Origin of the sequence: Liquorilactobacillus aquaticus DSM 21051 (assembly GCF_001436755.1) — a bacterium.
Lineage (GTDB): Bacteria > Bacillota > Bacilli > Lactobacillales > Lactobacillaceae > Liquorilactobacillus > Liquorilactobacillus aquaticus.
Genome location: NZ_AYZD01000015.1, coordinates 201,478 through 222,955, shown reverse-complemented (window position 1 = coordinate 222,955; position 21,478 = coordinate 201,478). Strand labels below are relative to the sequence as shown.

The following is a 21,478-nucleotide window of genomic DNA, read 5'->3' as shown; positions in this document are numbered from 1 at the left end:
AAAATAAGACAAAATTTTGGTTCATTTAGATTGCAAATTATTTAAAATCAGTTATCATGTATTTAGAATATTAAAATCAGTTATCATGTATTTAGAATATTAAAAAGGGGAATTGCATGAAGACGAATGAGTGGCGTAAAGATTCCGAATATATGAGTTATGTCGGTGAACTGCTTGAAAAACCTGAGGTTCAAAGACTTGCAGAGTTTAAACAACATTACTTTTCTAATCGGCTTGAGCATTCGATCTCTGTCTCTTATGATAGTTATCGAATTGCTAAGAAAATGCATCTGAATGCTAAAGCGACTGCACGTGCTGGGTTGTTGCATGATCTGTTTTATTACGATTGGCGTACCACTAAATTCAGTTCTGGAACGCATGCATGGATTCACCCTCGAATTGCAGTACGCAATGCAGAAAAGATAACAACTTTATCGAAATTAGAAAAAGACATTATTATTAAGCATATGTGGGGCGCAACAATGATGCCGCCTCGTTATTTGGAAGGCTATATTGTAACCTTTGTTGATAAATATGAAGCGACATCTGAAGTGAGCGTTCCTTTGCTTGAACGTTATGAGTCAAGAGTTAAACATGGCTTGGGGCTTATTAAATAAGCAGCTTTTGAAAAGATCTGCATTTTGCGAATTGTGGATCTTTTTTTTGTACAGTGATCAAATAATTACTTCAAGGACTTTATGGTGGAGGTGATTTAATGGTAAAGACAGCCAATAATTACGAGCAGTGCCCTTTTTTTGAAAAGACATTCAGCATTTTGGGTCGCAAGTGGAATGGGCTCATTATTGATGTTTTGCTGACTGAAGGGTCACAACGTTTTAAAGATATAGCAAGTAAAGTTCAAAAATGCAGTGATAGGGTGCTTGTCGAAAGATTGAAGGAATTGGAAGAGGCTGGTTTGGTACAGAGGGTTTTACTGGAAGATAGTTGCCGGTTCTGTTATCAATTGACTGAGCGAGGCGAGGATCTACGTGGAATTATGCGTAAAATACATCAATGGTCTAAAAAGTGGTATGACACAGAAGATTGTGGATGAGGCTTGACGAATGTTTAATTCAAGTTTAGAATAATGAACTAGTAAAAGACTAAGACGGAAAAGAGTACAGTTGATATTCAAGTATCTAAGAGAAGAGCACAGTGGCTGTGAGTGCTCTATGAGATATCACTCGAAATTCACTTCCTGAGTTGCCACTGGGATTCGTAATGATGAATAGTGTGCCGGTTATTTCATGGCCGTTAACATGTTGAGTGCCGGTATGCCTAAGTATATTTTGTCATACTGGAACAAGGGTGGTACCGCGAGACCTCGTCCCTTTTAGGGATGAGGTCTTTTTTGTACTTATTTATTTTTGCTAGTTCAATAATTGTTTTGATTATGAAGGGAATGAAATGTTTTGGGTTTAAAGGATAAGTTAACTGAACTGAAAAAAAACGCGCTTGAAGAAATCAATAATGCTAAAGATCTAAAAAAGATTAATGATATTCGCGTTAATGTGTTGGGCAAAAAAGGACCAATTACAGAGGTTTTGCGCGGAATGCGGGATTTACCTAAAGAAGAGCGACCAAATGTAGGCAGTTTTGCAAATAAAGTTCGTGATGAACTTTCAAGTGCTATTTCAGAAAGAAAAGAACGTATTGAAATTATTAAAACTTCGAAACGTCTAGAAGAAGAAAAAATTGATGTCACTCTGCCTGGTGTACCAGTTAAGACAGGGCAGCCACATATTATCATGCAAGTCATTGATCAAATTGAAAAACTTTTCTTAGGAATGGGATACCAGGTGGTAGATGGTCCTGAAATTGAAGAGGATCATTATAATTTTGAAATGATGAATCTACCTAAAGATCATCCAGCACGTGATATGCAGGATACCTTTTATATTACTGATAAATTCTTGATGAGAACACAGACTTCACCTGTACAGGCAAGAACAATGGAAAAGCATGATTTCTCCAAAGGTCCATTGAAAATGATTTCTCCAGGGAAAGTTTACCGCCGTGATACCGATGATGCTACGCATTCGCATCAGTTTCATCAAATCGAGGGTCTTGTGATTGATAAGAATATCACAATGGCGGATTTGAAAGGAACCTTACAACTTATTGCTAGAACAGTTTTCGGTAAAGAACGCGAAATTCGTTTGCGCCCTAGTTATTTTCCATTTACAGAGCCATCTGTTGAAGTTGATGTTTCCTGTTTTAAATGTAGCGGCGAAGGCTGTTCAGTTTGCAAACATACAGGTTGGATAGAAGTTTTAGGTGCAGGAATGGTTCATCCGAACGTTCTTAAAATGTCGGGTATCGATGCTGATGTCTATGGTGGATTTGCTTTTGGACTGGGACCTGACCGCTTTGCGATGCTGAAATACGGGGTCGATGATATTCGTGAATTTTATTTGAATGATATGCGCTTCCTAAAACAATTTTCACAGAGAGGGTAGGATAGATTAATTATGAAAATTTCAACAAAGTGGTTAAAGGACTATGTAGATATCGACATTGAGCCTCAAGTTCTTGCTGAAAAGATTGAAAGGACAGCGGTTGAGGTCGATGAAGTTTATCGATTGGAAAAGGGTCTGAAAAAAATTGTTGTCGGCGAGACACTTAAAGTTGAGAAGCACCCAAACTCAGACCATCTACATGTTTGTCAAGTCAATGTTGGTGGCGATGAACTTTTGCAGATCGTTTGTGGTGCGCCTAACATTGCGGCACATAAAAAGGTGATTGTGGCTCTTCCAAATTCACGTATTGCCGATAATGTCAAAATAAAGCGGGGAAAGATGCGTGGTGAGGTTTCAGAAGGAATGATTTGTGCACTTCAAGAAATTGGTTTTGCTGAAAATGTTGTTCCTAAGAAGTTTGTTGATGGAATATACTTTTTACCAGAAGATGCAGAACCAGGGATGCCGGTCTATCCTTATTTAGGAATGGACGAAAACATCATCGATCTTGACGTAACTCCTAACCGTGCGGATATGTTGAGTATGAGGGGAACTGCTTACGAAATAGCAGCGATATACAATAAGAAGGTCACTTTGCCGCATCTAGAAATTAAAGAAAATCAGAATGATAATGTTGCTAATTTTCTTGAAATTGAAGCAGAGCCTGAATTAGCTTCAACATATTTAATGCGCATAATAAAAAACGTGACTGTTAAAGAAAGTCCAATTTGGCTACAGAAGCGTCTCTGGAACGCAGGAATCCGTCCACTCAACAATGTTGTTGATGTAACTAACTATATTTTAATGGACTATGGGCAACCACTGCATTCTTTTGACTATGAGAAGATCAGCGGGAAGAAGATAATTGTTCGCCTCGCACAGAATGATGAAGTATTAACGACAATTGATGAACAGGAACGTAAGTTAGATGCCCATGATATTGTGATAGCTGATGAGGATGGTCCAATTGCGTTAGCAGGAACAATGGGCGGACAAAGTACGAGTGTTGATGAAAAAACGACTACGATTGCACTTGAAGCAGCGGTCTTTAATTCATCATTGGTCCGTAAAACAGCTAGAAGGCATAATCTCCATAGCGAGGCTTCAATGCGTTTTGAGCGTGGAATCAATCGTAAAACGGTTGTCGAAGCATTAAATGCAGCAGCGCAATTGATAGCGGATCTTGGCAATGGAGAGGTTGTGTCAGAAATTGCTAAGGGAGCATTGGAAGATGCGGCCCCTGTTGAAGTTTCTATTTCCCTTGATAAAATCAATAACGTTTTGGGCACAAGCTTAAAAGTCGCAGATATTGAAAATATTTTTGTGCGTTTAGGTTTTGGGGTGAATATCGCTAATACGATGTTTACTGTTTCAGTTCCACCACGCCGTTGGGATATCAGTATTCCAGCTGATCTAATAGAAGAAGTTGCTCGTATTTATGGCTATGACAAACTACCAGCGACATTGCCGAAGGGAGAGTTGACACCTGGGCACTATAATCATTCGCAAAATATCATTCGCGCAACACGACAGTTGCTTGAAGCTGCTGGCTTGACCCAAGCTATTTCTTATGGACTAACAACATCAGAAAAAGCAGGTCGTTTTCTGATGCAACCTTCTGAATCAACTCAGCTTAAATTCCCAATGAGTTCAGATCGTACAACCGCTAGAATGAACTTGATAAGTGGCCTTTTAGACGATATCGCATATAATGTTGCTCGAAAGGTTGATAATGTTGCTCTTTATGAACAAGGTCGGGTCTTTTACAGGGAAGTAGGCAATGATCGTCCCGTTGAAGTGGAACATGTTGCGGGCGCGCTGACTGGTTTATTTAAAACGGCAACATGGCATGAAGCAAAAGTACCAGTTGATTTCTTCCTCACTAAGGGTATCGTTGAACATATGCTGCGTTCGCTAGGCGTAACTGGGAGGGTTAAGTATGTTCAAGCAGACGGGCATGAGGAAATGCATCCCGGAAGAACCGCAGATATTTACGTCGGTGCTGAATTCTTAGGTTTTGTTGGAGAAATTCATCCGAATATATGTAAGGAATATCATATTAGTCGGACCTATGTTTTTGAATTGGATCTGGGGAAAATAATGGGGCTGGTCAAAAACCATGCAAATTACACACCAGTTTCAAAATACCCTGCTGTTACACGTGATGTGGCAATGGCGGTAGATAAGAGTATAAAAAACAGTGATATTGTGGCTTGTATTAAGGAAAACGGCGGCAAGAATCTAACCAAGGTTGAGTTGTTTGATGTATATGAAGGTGAACATATTGCAACTGATCTTAAATCTTTAGCATATAAACTGACTTATCAAAACAAAAAGGCAACTCTTTTAGATGAAGATGTAACAAGAGATTTCGATAAAGTTGTTGATGAGTTAAAAGAAAAATTTGCCGCTAAGATTCGTTAATATACTGATAAGCAGGTTTTATACCTATATTCTTCATAGTTACAATGGTTTTATTGCTTTTCTATTATTAATTAATGCAAAGCAAAAAAAATTTTTGTATAATGGAAAGGGCAGTTTTATGAACGGAGGGATAATTTGGATAACCAGAAGGGTGGAAACACTGACAATAATAAGGCCAACAAACCAAAACAAACAAAATTTGCGCGTCAAATAGTTATAGGTGTTGTGCTTGTTATTATATTGCTTATAATTACAGTCGGTGTAATTGGTTATCGCTATGTAAATAGGGGCTTACAGCCGTTAAATTCAAAAAGCGATGAAAAAATAGAGGTCAAGGTACCAATCGGGAGTACGACAAAGCAGATTGGTAGTATTCTTGAAGAAAAGAAAGTAATTAAAAGTGGTTTTGTTTTCGATTACTACGTTAAAACTAAGAAATATGGTCAATTTAAGGCTGGTTATTATGAGTTACAACCTTCAATGACGTTAAAACAAATTTCACAGAAACTTCAAAAGGGTGGCAGCAGCGAATCACGTTATTCAGGTAAAGTGTTAATTCGTGAGGGAGTGACTGCGGATTCAATTGGCGATGTTGTTCAAGCAAATACGCGTTTTTCAAAAAAAGATTTTTTGGCTTTGTTGAACGATCAAGAATTTGTCAATAAATTGAAGGATACATATCCAGATTTATTGTCCTCAGCAGCCAATGCTAAAAATGTCCGCTATAAATTGGAGGGATATTTATATCCTGCAACCTACTATGCCGGTAAAAATGTTTCTTTGAAGGAACTCGTTACGAAAATGGTCGCAAAAACTAATTCGGTAATGACACCATACTACAGCGAAGCGAAGAAGCGGAACATGTCCGTTCAGGAGACACTGACTTTGGCTTCTTTAGTCGAACGTGAAGGTGTGACCGAACAAGATCGTTATCGTATTGCCGGTGTTTTTGAAAATCGTTTAGACAAAAAAATGATGATTCAATCGGACATCTCGGTTCTTTATGCTTTAGGAAAGCACAAGAAAAATGTGACATACAAGGATTTGAAAGTTGACTCACCTTATAATTTATATCTTCATCAAGGTGTTGGCCCAGGCCCGTTCAACAATCCTAGTTTAACTTCGATTAAGGCGGTATTGAATCCTACTGACAGGAATAAAGGCTACTTGTATTTTATTGCTAACATGAAAACTGGTAAAGTTTATTACTCAAAAACTTATGAGCAGCATCAAGCATTAACAAACAAATTAGAAAAAGAAAACGATGCTAAATAAGAATTCAAGAATAAATTTTTTTCTGATCGAGAATCGTTGACAGCAGTGTGAGGGGTATTTTTTGATGATAGAACAGTCAATTAAGCAACGGCCAGTTATTATTGGTGTAACGGGCGGCTCTGGTAGTGGAAAAACAACAGTCAGCCGTGCAATTTTTAATCAGCTTCATGGATATTCATTAATGATGCTGCAAGAAGATTCATATTATAATGATCAGTCTGAGATGTCATCTGAAGAGCGTAGGCAAGTTAATTATGATCATCCATCTGCTTTTGACACAGATTTGTTATTAAATCAGTTACAGCAATTAATAGAGTGGAAATCAATTTCAATACCAATCTATGATTATAAATTATTTACACGCAGTGACAAAGTTCTTAAACAAGATCCGCGTGAGGTTATTATTGTTGAAGGCATTCTAGTGCTGCATGATTCGCGCTTGCGTGATTTGATGGATATCAAGGTTTTTGTTGACACTGATGATGATATTCGGATTATTCGGCGAATTAAGCGAGATATCGAAGAACGGGGACGCTCTTTGGAGTCCGTCATTGATCAGTACTTGCGGACAGTTAAACCGATGTATAATCAATTCGTTGAACCAACAAAACGATATGCAGACATAATTGTTCCAGAAGGTGGGAAAAATCAAGTGGCTATCGACCTATTAACAACCAAAGTAAGAGATGTACTTCGAAGCAATCGAGCTCAATAGTTGGTTCTTGATACGTACGCCATTCCTAAAGGGGTTATTTTTCCTATATTGTTTTTATTGTGATAGGCTTGAAACGTAATTAATTTATGAGGGGTGTTTTATTAATGGCAGAAGAAAAAAAATATCCAATGACACTTGAGGGTAAAAAGAAATTGGAAGAAGAACTTGAAACCTTGAAAACATCAAAACGTGCTGAAATTATTGAACGAATTAAAATAGCACGTGGTTTTGGAGATCTATCTGAAAATTCGGAATACGAGTCCGCTAAGGATGAGCAGTCGTTTGTTGAAGGCCGCATTAAGACGATTCAACAAATGATAAATCATGCTGAGATTATCGACAATGGGGATGTTGATGCTGATGAAATTGCGGTCGGCAAAACGATAACATTTAAAGAGCTTCCTGATGAAGAACCGGAAACGTATACGATAGTGGGAGCAGCAGAAGCTGACCCATTTTCTGGTAAAATTTCCAATGAATCACCGATTGCAAAGGGATTGGTTGGTTGCAAACTGGGACAAGAGGTAACGATCCAAACGCCCGGCGGTGATATGAAAGTTAAGATTCTAGAAGTTAAATAATATAGAAACACTAATGTATAATAAAAAGAAATTTTAGAAAATGTCTTCATATGCCTCAATAATGAGGGAATGAGGCATTTTTTTGATTATAGAAAAATTTGCGACTATATTTTATGCAACTTTGCTATAATATAAAAAATGGTAAACTGTTTTGCAGTAGCTCGCCATTCTGAGTGAGTTCATAGTTTTATTCCTAAACATAATGTTATCAGTTAATAAAACACAAATTGGAACGATCTCGCCAATATTTTAACAGTGCTCAAAGAATGTCAGCATCTATTCAGGAGGGTAAGGATGATTAGAAATCAAACAATTAACAAACAAGTAAAGCACCGTACAATTAGAGCATTTAAAGATCGTAATTTAACAGATGAAGAATTGGAAACGATCAAACAAGTTGCAGCACACACATCAACCAGCATGTTTACACAGCAGTGTTCAATTCTGCATATCACGTCTGAGGAAAAAAGAAGTACAATCAGACAAATCACGAACCAAAGTTACGTTGGAGCAAATGGGGATCTTTTTATTTTTATCGCGGACCTTTATCGAAATCAACAAATACGTCATCAAATGGGGAAAGACGATGGGCGGCTTCATAAAACTGATGTGTTTATGCAAGCTGTCCAAGATACAGTTCTTAGCGTGCAGAATGTGGTTAACGCAGTCGAAAGTATGGACTTAGGTGCTGTAATTTTAGGAAGTATTAACAATGATCCTTTCAAATTACTCCAAGAGCTTAATTTGCCTTTAATGACCTATCCTATATTAGGCCTTCAAGTCGGTGTACCTGACCAAGAGCCACAGATGAAACCACGTTTGCCATCTGAATTTACATTTTTTGAAAACACCTATGAACGAAAAGTTAAGGTAAAAAATTTGCATGACTATGATCGAATCGTACGAACGTATTATGATTTACGGGAAGCTAATCGTAGAATAGATTCATTTACAAATCAGATTGCATCTGCCAAACTTGATTTGCGTGAAACTAAACGAGATCAGTTATTAAAAGCCATTCGTTCACAAAGCCTTTGTTTGGAGTGAACAGCAAAAGACCATTGCTTTTTTTACGATAAATTGGTATACTATTTATCGTTGTTGGAGAGTTGGCAGAGTGGTAATGCACCGGACTCGAAATCCGGCGAACCGGCTTATACCGGCGCGCAGGTTCAAATCCTGTACTCTCCTTATTTTATTAATTTTACTTAATTATATACATCCGGAAACGTTGATATATCAACGCTTTTATTTTTTTACTTACGTCAATATACGTTATTTTGAAAGTGTTTGGTGCATTTTTGGTGCACTAAGAGTGTTTAAAAGGGTTTCAATTTGATTAACTGAATACATTTTATACTTGTCAATTGGGTAAGAATATATTTGACTGGTTGTCGAGATATTTGAATGGCCTAAATATTTTTAAAAGTGAGTGTGTCTGAATGAATGGAAATGGAAGCTTAACTATCTATGTCACACGCTTTTAAAGGTTGCTTTAGTGTCGTTCTTATCGCCATGCTATCAGATATACGCCATTGCTTTTTCCTTTTTTTTATGCACAATACAAGAAGTTTATAGTAGACTTATACAGCGTAGTACATCTTTCGTCTTGGTCGGGGAGAGATGTTTTTTTATTTCATAGTTAGCTCCCAAATTTCCACTCACTCCAGATGTATAAGTCAATATTTCATTAGATTGACTTCCGATATTTGTTAAACTGGGGCCATTAGGTTTCCCCAACTTGCTTTCAATGTCTTCTTTTGAAGTATCATTTGAAATGTTTTTAAAATAACTCAATGATATTTTTTTTTCACGATTAACTTTTATCCCCGTTATATTAGTTAACAACAGTTCGCCAACACTGAAGCTAACAGAAATGATTGAGAGAAATATGTGATTATGTTGATATATTTAGGAAATGATCTGTTGTAGGCAAATTAATTTTCTTAATTGAGAGTGTATATATTTTGATAAAGCGTTATTGTACAATTATTTAAAATTATATAAAAGAGGATAGACGAGATGGATGTAAAAATAATAACCAAAGATGATGAACAAAGCCTACTCCTTAAAAATAATGCTTTTGATATTTGGGGAGAAATTATTGTAAAGAGGGATAAGAAAAAATGGGACTATGAAGTAAGAAAGTATGATAAAAAAGAAATACGAAAACAAACTTTTCCGGATGAAAATTACAACCTAGAAGATATCAATAAAAATGGATTCGCCATCGGTGTTTTTGACGGCGAAAAAACAATCGGGTTGGCAGTTTTCAAAAATCAGTGGAATAAATATTTATACTTAGAGGATTTGAAAGTTAGTGAAGAATATAGACGAAAAGGAGTCGCTCGTTCACTCTTGAAATTTGCAGAAGAAATTGCAAAAGAAAAAGGGTACAGAGGTCTTTGGACAATAGGACAAAATAATAATGTCACAGCGTGTGAGTTCTATTTGAAAAGTGGTTTTGAAATTGGTGGGCTTGATACTGAGGTATATAATCATACCTCTCAAAAAGGAAAACAGAACATTCATTTCTATTACGATTTTCTTTAAGACAATTTGAAAAGTTACTAGCATCGATAATATCAAGGGACGTATAAATAAAATAGCCCTCATTCTTTAAGTAGAGTGAGGTTTTGTTTTTCTATTTAAATGGGGGGTTATTAGTTACGCAAACAAATTTAATCCTTGATAAATCAGCTTTTTAAATCCAGCACTTGTGTACTCAATTAGATTAATTTCAATTGGATAAATGTTGTTTTAATAGGACTTCATTTTTGAGTAGTTCCTTCTGTTATTCTCAAAATAAATTTGAACTCCGAAATATACTCTGGATTTAAATAGTTTTTTTGGAAAATTCATTCTTGCAGCCAGTTGGAAATTTGAACGGATTAATCCTGTTAGTACAAGGAAATACAAAAATGCAGGGGCAATATAATTTTGTCCCTACACCTTAATTTATACTTGAAAGCTGATGATTTTCATCAGTCTACTCTTGAACACAACCAATAAGAATAAAGCGACTTAGTTTTCGCGCTTAAGCGAATTCATGACAAGCGGGAAAAACTTTAATGAGTACAAAGCACAGAGCCCAACGATGACATAAATGATTCTTGAAAGTATGGCCGTTTGACCACCAAAAATTGCAGCAACCAAATCAAAGTTGAATAAACCAACAAGCAGCCAGTTTAAGCCTCCGATAATTAGTAAACCTAGAGCGACACTATCTAGAGTTTTCAAAAAAAGACTTCCTTTCTGTACAATTAAAGTATAGCAGTCTCTAGGATAGAGGGTTACTAATATGCAAGAAAACATTAGAGATCAGTATTTTGATAAAATGTCTTGGATGTTTTAGGCAAAACGAAGTATTATTGGTTATTCTGGGAAAATTAAATTAATAATTATTGAAGTTTTCTAATGGATTATATTATATTCAGTCAGGGTATTTGAGATACAATAGTCTGTTAAATGATAGACGCTCATATGTTTATTAGAAAATTAATAGGTGTATTTTTTGCGTAATTTTATTTTTTTAAATATAATACCTTTCCAACGCTTAAAATAGTTTTACTGCGTTTGAAGCATGAGAAAGATATTTAGGAGTGGATAGTAATGGCGAGAGAATTAGAAGAATTGGTTGTAATAGGATTAAAACGCAACAAGCGGTTAGGTTTAGAACCTAGGTCGCAGACCGATGTAGCAAGACATTTTGGATTATCCAATCCATAGCAAGATTACTGGGATTGAGATGGCACAGGTGGCAACGAAGGTCATCTTAGGAAAATCTTTAGCTGATTTAGGTTATGAATCTGGTTTATATCCTGAAAGCAAATCAATTCATGTCAAAGCTCCAGTCTTCTCATTCAGTAAATTGGAGGATGTTGATAGCTACCTTGGACCAGAGATGAAGTCGACTGGCGAGGTCATGGGGAGTGATCACACCTTCGAAAAAGCCCTTCTTAAAGCATTCGCAGGTGCAAAGATGGAACTACCACATGTTAATCGATTGATTACTGGAAAAGCTGCTGACACTAAAAATACCGAGAAACGAATAAACCAAATATGTGATTATATAGGTGTGACCGAAGAGTGGTATTTAGAAGAAAGAAATTTATAAAACAGGTTAAACAGCTGTTGTCACAGTAACGGTTAGACAGCACTAAAAGCCTATAATAATTTTGATGTTGGGTAAATCAAGACAAAAAGGGCAAATATAAGTAATTGAAAAGCGGTACAAAATTTTCAACCAAATAACTTATAAAAAAACGTCATCGATGTTAATGACGTTTTTTACTTTGTGATTATTTTTTGAAGCCGTTCCCAGAGGGTTTACCTGCTGGCATTTTTCCTCCTTTAGGCATACTTTTCTTACCACTCATATTTTGGCCAGAACCTATACCTGCCTGTGTATTTTTGGCGCCTAGAAAATAGCCAGTAGCACCACTTGTGGCAATTAAAAGAAGGGCAATAAGTATTAGGATAACAGTCTTCTTTGAGAAACGGACTTTATTGATCATGGTATAAAAGCTCCTTTCATCATATAAAAACAAAGGATAGTATACAGAATTTATTTTTAATTTATCATATGATAAGTTATTTTTTTATTTAATATGTTTAAAAAAGGGTAAGAGAAATAAAGACTGCAAAAGGCATCAGTTTTTCAAGAAAATTAATATCAATCAAACAAAAAGATCTCGATCCAAAGATAGTTGCTGGAATCGAGATCAACTCAAGATCATAAATCAATTAATTAATAAGATAGGAAAAAATTCTCTATAAGTTAAAACTACCTCAAATGTACATGAACTACCAAGGACATGCTTGTTTAGCAAGTAGTCAGTTCTTAATTTTTTGTCAATAAACATATGATTCGAGTACTATTTTTGATTAATTAGATGTATCTAACGAATGTGCCTGTCGTAATTGGCAGCTAAGCGTTGCAGAGCTCTGATAGTAACATGACTGGTGTGATGATTAAGAGAATCTTTTATTTTTTTGAAATTCGCATCGTCTTTCAGACTTGTTAGCAAAGCGCAACCTTCTTTTGTAAGTTCGCCAATCGAGTAATCTAAATCGCAATTTAGAAGATATTCATTTTCAACCTTAATAAGATTGCTCTCATATAAAGCTTGGACTGTCGATTCAATTAATTCTTTAGAATATATATTACTAAGGCCAAGATTGTCGCTATTAATGTATTGACCAAATGGTTTGTCAGCGACAATTTTTAATACATCACGTACACATTCGACATTAACCTCCATGATTATCAGCACCTCCTCTACCATAAATATATAACGAAGTAAGTGTTTTACAAAATATTTAATACTTTTTTATTCATTTTATTTAAATAAAATCCAGTTTATTTTATGCTTGCAATTTTAGTTGTTTTATCTTGTTACTTAACTTGTTGGAATCTGCAATTTTTTTAACTGGGTCTTGTTTAGACAGACTCAATGAATTTATAAAGATTTTTAAAAATTGACATATTAGAGATTTTATTTTTAACAAAAGAGCTGATATTTGTTAGTATATTACTGCTTGAGAATTTTATAGTTTTCAAGCATATTCAACTGATGGGCTCCAGCTAGAAATAGCTGGAGTTTTTTGTACTTAATTTATTGTTCCAATTGAAGATGCGAATAACGATATAAGTAAGTTTGCTGTGTTGAATGATAGAAAAGAACATAGTTAATTAGTGCTATTTTTTTGACAGATGATCTGTGTAAGCAAGGCAAAAATTATCGGTATATAAAAAAATGCCGTGCTTATGATTTTGAGACCCGGCATTTTTTTGTTAAGAATGATGGAGAAAAGAGTGGAGCAACCGAGTTCCTAAAAGTGCATGTTTTTGCAAAATTTAATATGGTTAGAAATTGTATTACTGCTTAGGGTTCCAAATTACGCTCAGCTTCACAGAGTTAAAAAATAGACTAGCAACGTAATTATTTTTCATGATTTTAATATAAATTTGAACCAGATGCAGAAAAAAACTAAAATTCCGCTAAAAGATAAAAGGGCAGCTATTTTAAAGCTAATTGGAACTTGATAATGAATCGCAACACTATCAGTATCTGCTGGTACTGAAAAACTAAGAGTGCCACGCTTTGAGCGGTGACTAGAAAGTTTTATATTTTGTGCAGATACTACCAAGTTACCATAATCTAAAAATGGGACATCGATCTTTTGTTCGTGTGAAGCTACGGGGATGCGATAGATCATTCCATCCGGCAGCGATCTTCTGTTATTAAAATAATATTTTTGACCGTTGATATAGCCCTCGTGTTTCTCGATACGCTTTAAGTATGGTTGGCTTTTAACTGGCTCATAATCCATATATTTTGTCTGCATTGTGAGATTCTTAAGCTGCTTGTCTGGATAGCCTAGCTTAGTATGAGTTGCATAGATTAAGCCGGTTGAAAAGGTGACAATAATCATCAATGCTAAACAAATTAGCTGCCAGTTTCGTTTATTGAGTTGAACGAGCCAATCACTCAAACATCCCGACATAAATAGATTAACAAAGATAAGCAGTCGCCAAGGATGCTGAAGTATTCGAAGTGAAGTGTGATCGAATAACTGCCATGGAAAAAGAGCTGTACAAAGGAAGAAAAAAATTATTCCACAAAGATACATTATTTTTCCAGTTTTGCTCAAATATTTGAAACCGAACGTTCCGATTAAAAGAGCAGCTAAAATAATAATTCCTAAATTGACCCCATGCGTTGCTTCACGTGGATCAATAATATTGCCTGCGCTTAAAACGATCGCTGAAAAAGTAGTCATAGCTTGTTTGCTGAGCGAACCTAACTTAGGCGCAGTTACATTAACTTTTGCTGCTGTTGTAGCGAGCGGTACAAGTAAAAAAAGTGTGTTGATTAAAATAAGCATAGAAGATTTGAGTAGTGTCAACCAGCGCTGACGGCGCTGATTTATCATGTAGGAAGTACCTAAAATGAATATCACTGTTGTGAAGGCGATAACGACAGTTGAAAGTACATGGCTGTACGCAATTATGGTAGTCGAAAAAACAAACCAATGCCAGTGTTGCCATTCTCCAAAAAGAATATCATATAAGCCGACTGCAAAAATAGGCAGAATCATCATGACAAGGCATTCACCTAAATCGAAACGAACAAGCAGGTTAAAAATAAAATAGCCGCTAAGACTGTAGGTGACTGCAAAGATGACTGATCTTCGCAAAGAATTATCGTGATATACAAGTTGTGAAAAGCGAGTCATAGCAGTATGTGCACAGACAAAACTGGCAAAAAGCAGTAATGTTAACCCAAGATTCACACTTAATGTCAGGCTTGGAATCAAAAGGTGCAGCAATGCAAAAGGTAAAAGAGTCAAATAAGGATAAAATGTATTAACGGCTAAGCCAATTTGAGAAAAGCCAGTCGTATTGATAAAACTAATTGGATGCAAGTGTCTCAGATTGGTTGTAAGATCTGTAATTCGATTTAGATGAAAGCTTTGATCCCACCCACCAAAAAAACCAGGAACTGTTAGAAGTGGCAGCATAATCAAAAAACTAAGCAACAAGTAAAAGAGATATAATTTAAGTCGCTGGTATTCTCCCTTTTTTAGCAATTTTGAAAGCATATATAAATTGACTCCCTTTATTAGAATTATTTAGTAAGAGGTGCAGTGTAGCTGAAATCAATTCGATGAACATTATTGGTAAAATTGTCAAACAGTTGATCATTTTCGTTAATCTGACGCTTAACCGACTTGGTTAGTTGATCAAGATTAGTTATTTTCTTGGAAGGTATACTGGAATTAGCTTTAAAATTATCTTGATAATTGTTTTCGCCTATAGCTAACATAGCGTCTTTAAACTTTTTGTTGATTTTATCGGTCGTAACAATTTTCTTGCGTAAAAAATGCCAGCGAGTTTGGATTTCCTGAGGGAAAGCTGCAGCTGCTAATTGCAGCAGTCGGTTTCCTTCACCGTTTCTTAAATTTCCACCATTCGGATAGTTATATTGGACTTGTTTGGCAGATGGGTAAAGTACTTTTCCATTTTCATAAAGCCCCCATGTAGCATCTAAATCATAGGCAATAGGATACCAGTGCTGACTATCATTCGTTAGATAGATCATATTTCGCCCCGCACCATCCTGATTGTGGGTCAGATTAGTAAAGATATAATAGTCGATCAATATCGAAATGTTTAGATAATCATGAGCATTTTGTTTAAACTGCTGAACAGAAGAGGTCGAAACAAAATTAATAAAACGATTTACGCTTTTTTGCTGCTTATTCGACAATTTAGAAGGAGTCAATGCTTGCCAATCTTTTGCATCAAAGCGTGCTTGGGATTGATAGAAAAGTGTATTCCGGTTGTATCCATTAGAGCGTATAGCAATATTCGATGGATCCTTTTTAGACATTCCCCAGAGCTTACGTCCCTTGGCTGTTGTCAAGGTGTATAAACCGTGATAGTTTCCGTTGATTTTAACTGTTACAGGGAATCCTTGGACAGCACCGTAGTTGTTTTTACTTTTCAACTGTTTTGGATGATTTGAATCAGAGCTAACAAAATCAGACCATAGATCAGCACTTACAAGGTTTCGGACGCTTGTTGCATCGGTATAGTTAGCCTTTAAAACATATTTGGAACTTTTTTTCCAGCCAGGATGCAATTTTACAGAAAGCTTATGTTTGCATTTAGGACCAGAGTAAAGTGTTACAGCATAATTTTTCTCTGGAAATTTCAAACTATGCTGACCCTGAAGTCGAATTTTTGCATAAGCTTTGACCTTTTTCTTGCTATTTGCTTTTTTTAGTCGGAATTTAATAACCTTTTTTTGATGTGTTTTAAGGTCTGTAAGAGATCCTGTTAGCTTAACCACGTCTAAGTCAACATTGCTGGAAGCTGATTGAGGCAGTTGTCGATCTTGATGCGTATAGAGTAAGCAGCCAATAACTAAGAGCGCAAGCGAAACAAGCGTAAAAATTAACCAATGTGGTATGTTTTTATTTTTCATTGCGTTATCCTCTTTTTTAAATTTCTAAAGTGAAACATGGCGATCAAAGTTGTCACTCGTTAAAATAATTTCTAAATTATCGTTAAGTTGCCGAAGCTCATCCAGAAAATTTTTCTCATTAGCTTCATTTTTTAACTCAATACGATAGCGCGCTTCGAATAAAGTTCCGAGATTGACAGTTTTAACAGCATCAAGCTGACTAGTCTGTGTATATTTTTCAAAAACATTATTGAACGCGCGTTGATAATCGAGCGATTCTGGGAATGTGATTTTTAATAGGCGCATATTTTGTTTAGCACTGCCAAAACTGACGAAAGTGTATAGCAGCATACTTAAAGAAACAACAAAGGTGAAAAATGCCGCATAAAGCAGGTAACCGCGACCAGTAGCTAAACCAACAGTCATTGCGAAGAAAATAGTTGCCATTTCCCGAGCATTTCCTGGTGCAGATCTAAAACGGACCAAGCTGAACGCACCTGCAACAGTGATGCCGGCACCAAGATTTCCATGAACGATCATAATTACTGATTGGACCATCGTCGGTAGTAAGGCAACTGTAAAAATAAAGTTTTTCGAATAATCATTTTTGTACATGTGTACGATAGCGATCAAGAGTCCTAAAAGCAGGGTTACTATCATCGTGACAACAATTTGCTGAAAAGTTACCAAATGGTGTTTTGTTCCTAAGTAGCTAATGAGCATAGTGAAAATCCTCCTTAATTAAACCATATTTATATGCCATTCCGTATTTTGAGAATGGACGTGGACGTAGTGCAAGTTGCGAAAAAGTCTTGCTCCAAGAATAAGGAATTGCATTCATAACTTTTATCTCCATAACGACCGTTCCCGGTTCAAGTAGAAAATGATAAGAATCGTCGTCATTCATTTTTTTCCAGCGAATATTTTCATCAAAAGTCATACGAATAGATGAATCTAGCTTTCCAAAGCAAGCTGTTCTTTCATAAGCAATCTCAGTTTCGTTAACTAGAGGCCATTGTTCGACAAAAGTTGTTATTTCAGAGAAACCAGGTTGACCTTGACAGAGTTGAGGCAGTTGCTGTTGCTGTTTCATATAGTTGAGTGCTGATAATTTAGAGCTGCTGATACGCCTTTTGTAAGTTATGCCGCTCAACTTTTTTTTGAGTTCAATATAGGCAGGGGACTCTGGCGTTGCTTGTCCATAAGTTCGCAGACGAAGCTTTTCACGAAAGCTTTGTTTTGTCAGCTGCTTGCGAGCAAAAAAATAATCTTGGGTATCATAATAAATCGAACGGATGGTTTGGCTGCCATATTGATCAATCTGTATTGTTGGTTCTAATTCTCCCATAAGTGTTTGGTATTGAGCAGATGTTAGTAGATACTTTTGTTCAACACGCTTAAAAGTTGCTTGAAATGTTTTTTTCTGAGATAAAACATTGTTAGTAGTCAATTTAAATCTCCCCCTAAATTATATTTATAACTGTTCATTGATAAGGATGCTTCTTTTCATAGAATAAAATAACTATGTACAACAGAAGTCCAATACTAGAAAGAAGGAATCCACTTATAAGACCAGGTGAGCGGTAGCGCAAATCAACGTGGTTTTTTCCTGTATTGAGCGGCAAAACAATAAATCCATGCAACCCTTTCTGAATTTGAACAGGATGGTGGTTAACTTCAGCATGCCATCCTTTTTCGTATGGAATAGATAAGAAAAGATGACGGCAAACAGATGTGCCTTCAATTTCTCCATGCAAAGAGTTACGGGTCATGTGTTGCAGGTGAAATCGTTGTTCATATATTTTATTCATTGCCTCATCAAATTGTTGGGTATTTAGGACAACTAATTGCTGTGCTTTGTTCCAATACTTTGATTTTGTAGCAACTGAAAGGTGGACTACTTGATTTTTTTGATAATTACCCAGCTGACAAATCATACGTTGTCTTTGATTGTCTACAAGAGGTTTTTTTGGAGTATCATTTATTTGTAAAGTTTTCAAATCGGCAGATGCATCTTGAGAGTAATAATATAAAGGACCAGCAGTTGTTGTTCGTAAAGTAACTCGATGAATGAATTCTCCAGAGCTGTTTCTTTTTTGATCATGGACTTTTAGAAGATCAACCTTTTTAAAATAATGTTTTTGCGCGGGAGCGAGATTTTGAAGAATCTTTTCTTGATTCATTAAAGCATGCTGTTGCGATAGGTTGAGGTTCAAAAACTTCTGATTGACAGCAGTGCCCAAGCCAAAATAGGTTGGATTAATTCTAAGTTGGGCGTTGTTTTTATTAAGATCTAGTTCATTTTGGACACCCAACAAACTGTTAGTCAGTTCTGTGCCGCCGACAAAACTTATGCGCCGTGAATTAATACTTAAGTATCCGAGAGTTGCCAAACTTTGGCGTGTTGCTTTGTTCAAGGTGGAACTGTACAGACTGATACCATAATAGTGAAAAAGAAGAGCATCATTGTAACAGTTGTATTTTTCGTTATAAGCATCTTGCGAGAATGTATCTTTAACAACAGTCCGGCCGTGGTAATGAGAGTATCTGTCACGGTTCAAGTTTGTAATTTGTTGTCGTTTTGACAGGTAGTTAGAAGCATAGTTTTTCTGATTACCAAAAGGAGTTCCAGCCATATTTAAGCCAAAATTGATCATCAGTTCGATACTTGTTAATGTAATTAAAAGCAACGATATTTTGTTTGAGGGTTGGAGCTTGAAAAATAAAAACCACCCTAGAATGTAAAAAACTATACTTAACAAGAAAGATATACAAATTGTCATTGAAGGAACTGTGACTTGTATAAATGGCTTTACTTGAAATTCACCCGAATTGATTTTTAAAATGTTTTTCCAAATTAACCCGACAGAAAAAAATGCAAGTGGAATGAGAAGTGTTGAAAACTTCTGGGAATCGGTTAATGCATGCCAAGGCTTGTATTGTAGGGAGCGATAAGCCGCGTAAACTGCAAAAAAGGTGAAAAATAAGGCATTGCGGAAAGGAAAACCAGCTGGATGCTGAAATAAATGCCATATGGTATTAAAACAATTGATCCACATACATAGAAATAAAACTAGCAATGTTGTTGCAGTGCGTTTTTTTTCTTTTGAAGGAACTTCTTGATTGAAAAAAAAGGCAACTATCAATAAGATAATACAGCTACCAGCAAAGAGTGCAGGACCGTGATTTAAACGTGAGCTATAATCGTTGGCTCCTAAACCTAATTGCTTGAGGCTTCCAAGACCAAAAGTAGGCAATAAACTGTAATTTGACCATTGAAGGGCTGCTTTATCTGTCGCTAACATTCCAAGAAGGGAGGGCAATAGTATAAACATACTTGAAAAAGCTGCTACGAGCGAACTCAAAATAAAATGAATGATAAGTTTTTTTTCGCGTTTAAGAAAAGTTTGAAAATGCTCATTTTTATTTTGAAGACCTGAAAGCTGATATAAAAAATAAATTACAGCGAAAAGACAAGTCATATATCCCAAATAGTAGTTAGTAATAATCGATCCAAACAAGGAAATGAAATATATTTTTGAGGTGTGTTTACGAGTCAAACGGTCAAGCCCAGCACATACTAGCGGCAGTAGGAGAAGGGCATCAAGCCACATCAGTGTGTAATATACAGAAGCAACCCAACTTGAAACAGCATACCCAGTTGAAAAAAGCAAAATTATTATGTTTTTTTTGTTTTGATAAGATGTAGTCGAGAGAAAATATGCCATTGTCAAACCACTCAGACTGATTTTTAAGGTAACAATCCAAGTCAGCGCAGTTGGGATCTGAGACGCTGAGAAAAAGACAACTAATAAGTTTATCGGACTCATCAGGTAATAAGCATATGTGGGCAATGTGTTACTGCCTAAACCTAAATAATAGGAATACTGACTTAAGGCGTGGTGAAGAATATCGTGACGCAAGTTTGTGAGAAAAATATTATATTGTGTACCTACATCACTAAAAAGCAAGTTATGATTGCCCCATGGAGTGATTTGCCAAAGCATAAAGAGAATTATCATAATTGCGAATGGAAGCAGAAATGCAAAGAAAAATAATTCTTGTTGTCTATGTGAACGAAAATAACGTAGCATAACGATTTAAATACTCCTCAAAAAAATTTATGGTAGTTTGGAGTGCAAAGCTTTGTTTGCCGTAGAAACAGGTAGACACAGCTTGTTAGAAACTAGCATGGAATTAAAATAACATTATTAGCATACACGCTTGCTTTCACTAATGCAAGTAAGCACTTGTATGCTTTTTGGGGCGCCAAACAATAATATATCAAAGAGTAAAAAGATTTATTTATAAGTTTTTTTTAGCGCAGACTGTTTAATTTTGTTTCTTTAATTAATAACGATGGGTATCGTCAAATTTTTGATGTTTTATTTGTGTTACATGGGCTTGATACTAGCGAAACATATGGTTATTTCTCTGCCGCTTTGTCGGGATAACATTGCTTCATTTATCTTTTTGTTTTAGATAGATGTAAATACTTACATTTATTTAATTATTATTTAAAGACGAATTGTTTTTATCTTACGGAAAACTAAGACTGTTGTGAATAGATAATTATGTTACAATAAACATTAAATGTTCATTGTACAGAAAATGGTGCATAAATTATTTACGGTTCCTTGAAAAACATGTCCTAAAGGGCAATCAAAAATAACTTTCTTTGAATTATCGGATAGTTCAGGATATTTTTGAAAAATATTTACATGAGATGTAACCGAACAAAAGCTTAGGGATTTTTCAGTTATGTAGTTTCATCTTGCTGATATGTGTAGATGTTTGCCGGAGTTTAACTCGTAAAGCCTAGTTTATATAATTGGCAAAACTCTGTGGATGACTGGAATAGTATAATTATCCAAATTTAATCAATTATTGCTGATGTGATTGTTCCTTAATTGATATTCCTTCAAACAACTGCAAAATCTAATTTTTTACATACAGGCATTAATTACCTTTAGAAATGGCAGCAATAGAGTATGCGGTCAATTAAGCACATATTTCAGTAAAAAACATGAAAGTCTACCCAACATTGAT

Annotated in this window: 18 protein-coding genes, 1 tRNA gene, 1 pseudogene and 1 other annotated feature; of the genes and pseudogenes, 11 read left to right on the top strand and 9 right to left on the bottom strand. The window is 35.7% G+C overall.

Annotation, left to right across the window (positions count from 1 at the left end):
- Positions 1–116: 116 nt before the first annotated feature.
- The 9 genes from FC19_RS04475 (at position 117) to FC19_RS04435 (ending at position 8,645) form a co-directional block, all read left to right on the top strand.
- Complete coding sequence (locus FC19_RS04475) at positions 117–617, top strand: HD domain-containing protein (protein ID WP_057875790.1); 501 nt, start codon at positions 117–119, stop codon at positions 615–617.
- A gap of 98 nt (positions 618–715) precedes the next feature.
- The gene (locus tag FC19_RS04470; RefSeq protein ID WP_057875789.1) at positions 716–1,054 is read left to right on the top strand and encodes a winged helix-turn-helix transcriptional regulator; all 339 of its coding nucleotides are present in this window, start codon (positions 716–718) and stop codon (positions 1,052–1,054) included.
- 42 nt (positions 1,055–1,096) lie between these two features.
- Positions 1,097–1,335, top strand: a binding site (T-box leader).
- Positions 1,336–1,412: 77 nt separating this feature from the next.
- Complete coding sequence (gene pheS / locus FC19_RS04465; protein WP_057875788.1) at positions 1,413–2,459, top strand: phenylalanine--tRNA ligase subunit alpha; 1,047 nt, start codon at positions 1,413–1,415, stop codon at positions 2,457–2,459.
- Between the two features lie 12 nt (positions 2,460–2,471).
- The gene (pheT, locus tag FC19_RS04460; protein ID WP_057875787.1) at positions 2,472–4,883 is read left to right on the top strand and encodes a phenylalanine--tRNA ligase subunit beta; all 2,412 of its coding nucleotides are present in this window, start codon (positions 2,472–2,474) and stop codon (positions 4,881–4,883) included.
- A 135-nt stretch (positions 4,884–5,018) separates the two neighbouring features.
- Complete coding sequence (gene mltG / locus FC19_RS04455) at positions 5,019–6,158, top strand: endolytic transglycosylase MltG (protein ID WP_057875786.1); 1,140 nt, start codon at positions 5,019–5,021, stop codon at positions 6,156–6,158.
- A gap of 64 nt (positions 6,159–6,222) precedes the next feature.
- Positions 6,223–6,873: a uridine kinase gene (udk, locus tag FC19_RS04450; RefSeq protein WP_057875785.1), complete on the top strand. Its 651-nt coding sequence runs from the start codon at positions 6,223–6,225 to the stop codon at positions 6,871–6,873.
- A gap of 104 nt (positions 6,874–6,977) precedes the next feature.
- Positions 6,978–7,454 carry a transcription elongation factor GreA gene (greA, locus tag FC19_RS04445; protein ID WP_057875784.1) on the top strand — a complete coding sequence of 159 codons (477 nt, stop codon included), beginning with the start codon at positions 6,978–6,980 and terminating at the stop codon, positions 7,452–7,454.
- Positions 7,455–7,748: 294 nt separating this feature from the next.
- Positions 7,749–8,501, top strand: a complete 753-nt coding sequence (locus tag FC19_RS04440; protein ID WP_057875783.1) for an NADPH-dependent oxidoreductase — start codon at positions 7,749–7,751, stop codon at positions 8,499–8,501.
- Between the two features lie 56 nt (positions 8,502–8,557).
- Positions 8,558–8,645, top strand: a tRNA-Ser gene (locus FC19_RS04435).
- Between the two features lie 381 nt (positions 8,646–9,026).
- Here the strand turns inward: FC19_RS04435 and FC19_RS11465 are convergent.
- Positions 9,027–9,302 (bottom strand): hypothetical protein, encoded by a 276-nt coding sequence (locus tag FC19_RS11465; RefSeq protein WP_157061257.1) that lies wholly within the window; start codon positions 9,300–9,302, stop codon positions 9,027–9,029.
- A 174-nt stretch (positions 9,303–9,476) separates the two neighbouring features.
- Here FC19_RS11465 and FC19_RS04430 point away from each other — a divergent pair, with 174 nt between their 5' ends.
- Positions 9,477–10,007, top strand: coding sequence for a GNAT family N-acetyltransferase (locus FC19_RS04430; protein ID WP_057875782.1), 531 nt, complete (start codon positions 9,477–9,479; stop codon positions 10,005–10,007).
- A 471-nt stretch (positions 10,008–10,478) separates the two neighbouring features.
- Here FC19_RS04430 and FC19_RS04425 read toward each other — a convergent pair whose 3' ends face one another.
- Positions 10,479–10,694 (bottom strand): DUF378 domain-containing protein, encoded by a 216-nt coding sequence (locus FC19_RS04425; RefSeq protein ID WP_057875781.1) that lies wholly within the window; start codon positions 10,692–10,694, stop codon positions 10,479–10,481.
- Between the two features lie 478 nt (positions 10,695–11,172).
- Between FC19_RS04425 and FC19_RS04420 the strand changes: the two are divergent.
- Positions 11,173–11,448: pseudogene (locus FC19_RS04420) on the top strand (hypothetical protein); the annotation flags it as partial.
- Between the two features lie 307 nt (positions 11,449–11,755).
- On the opposite strand, the gene FC19_RS04415 reads toward FC19_RS04420, so the two are convergent.
- From FC19_RS04415 to FC19_RS04385, 7 genes are all read right to left on the bottom strand, one after another.
- Positions 11,756–11,971 (bottom strand): hypothetical protein, encoded by a 216-nt coding sequence (locus tag FC19_RS04415; protein ID WP_057875779.1) that lies wholly within the window; start codon positions 11,969–11,971, stop codon positions 11,756–11,758.
- Between the two features lie 384 nt (positions 11,972–12,355).
- Positions 12,356–12,718: a DUF2513 domain-containing protein gene (locus FC19_RS04410; RefSeq protein ID WP_057875778.1), complete on the bottom strand. Its 363-nt coding sequence runs from the start codon at positions 12,716–12,718 to the stop codon at positions 12,356–12,358.
- Between the two features lie 688 nt (positions 12,719–13,406).
- Positions 13,407–15,062: a hypothetical protein gene (locus FC19_RS04405; protein ID WP_057875777.1), complete on the bottom strand. Its 1,656-nt coding sequence runs from the start codon at positions 15,060–15,062 to the stop codon at positions 13,407–13,409.
- 26 nt (positions 15,063–15,088) lie between these two features.
- Complete coding sequence (locus FC19_RS04400; protein WP_057875776.1) at positions 15,089–16,450, bottom strand: CotH kinase family protein; 1,362 nt, start codon at positions 16,448–16,450, stop codon at positions 15,089–15,091.
- Positions 16,451–16,474: 24 nt separating this feature from the next.
- Positions 16,475–17,152 carry a DUF4956 domain-containing protein gene (locus FC19_RS04395; protein ID WP_057875775.1) on the bottom strand — a complete coding sequence of 226 codons (678 nt, stop codon included), beginning with the start codon at positions 17,150–17,152 and terminating at the stop codon, positions 16,475–16,477.
- On the bottom strand, positions 17,142–17,879 hold the full coding sequence (locus FC19_RS04390; protein WP_057875774.1) for a polyphosphate polymerase domain-containing protein: 738 nt from the start codon (positions 17,877–17,879) through the stop codon (positions 17,142–17,144). The genes FC19_RS04395 and FC19_RS04390 overlap by 11 nt, the downstream gene beginning before the upstream one ends.
- Positions 17,880–17,913: 34 nt before the next feature.
- A complete protein-coding gene (locus FC19_RS04385) occupies positions 17,914–20,523 on the bottom strand; it encodes a YfhO family protein (protein ID WP_057875773.1) in 2,610 nt (869 codons plus the stop codon).
- Between the last annotated feature and the right edge of the window lie 955 nt (positions 20,524–21,478).

Coding starts and splice junctions, on each gene's coding strand:
- FC19_RS04470 (WP_057875789.1), top strand. CDS start 716: ATGGTAAAGACAGCCAATAATTACGAGCAGTGCCCTTTTTTTGAAAAG.
- udk (WP_057875785.1), top strand. CDS start 6,223: ATGATAGAACAGTCAATTAAGCAACGGCCAGTTATTATTGGTGTAACG.
- pheT (WP_057875787.1), top strand. CDS start 2,472: ATGAAAATTTCAACAAAGTGGTTAAAGGACTATGTAGATATCGACATT.
- FC19_RS04395 (WP_057875775.1), bottom strand. CDS start 17,152: ATGCTCATTAGCTACTTAGGAACAAAACACCATTTGGTAACTTTTCAG.
- FC19_RS04405 (WP_057875777.1), bottom strand. CDS start 15,062: ATGCTTTCAAAATTGCTAAAAAAGGGAGAATACCAGCGACTTAAATTA.
- FC19_RS04430 (WP_057875782.1), top strand. CDS start 9,477: ATGGATGTAAAAATAATAACCAAAGATGATGAACAAAGCCTACTCCTT.
- FC19_RS04385 (WP_057875773.1), bottom strand. CDS start 20,523: ATGCTACGTTATTTTCGTTCACATAGACAACAAGAATTATTTTTCTTT.
- FC19_RS04410 (WP_057875778.1), bottom strand. CDS start 12,718: ATGGAGGTTAATGTCGAATGTGTACGTGATGTATTAAAAATTGTCGCT.
- FC19_RS04440 (WP_057875783.1), top strand. CDS start 7,749: ATGATTAGAAATCAAACAATTAACAAACAAGTAAAGCACCGTACAATT.
- FC19_RS04475 (WP_057875790.1), top strand. CDS start 117: ATGAAGACGAATGAGTGGCGTAAAGATTCCGAATATATGAGTTATGTC.
- greA (WP_057875784.1), top strand. CDS start 6,978: ATGGCAGAAGAAAAAAAATATCCAATGACACTTGAGGGTAAAAAGAAA.
- FC19_RS04415 (WP_057875779.1), bottom strand. CDS start 11,971: ATGATCAATAAAGTCCGTTTCTCAAAGAAGACTGTTATCCTAATACTT.
- FC19_RS04400 (WP_057875776.1), bottom strand. CDS start 16,450: ATGAAAAATAAAAACATACCACATTGGTTAATTTTTACGCTTGTTTCG.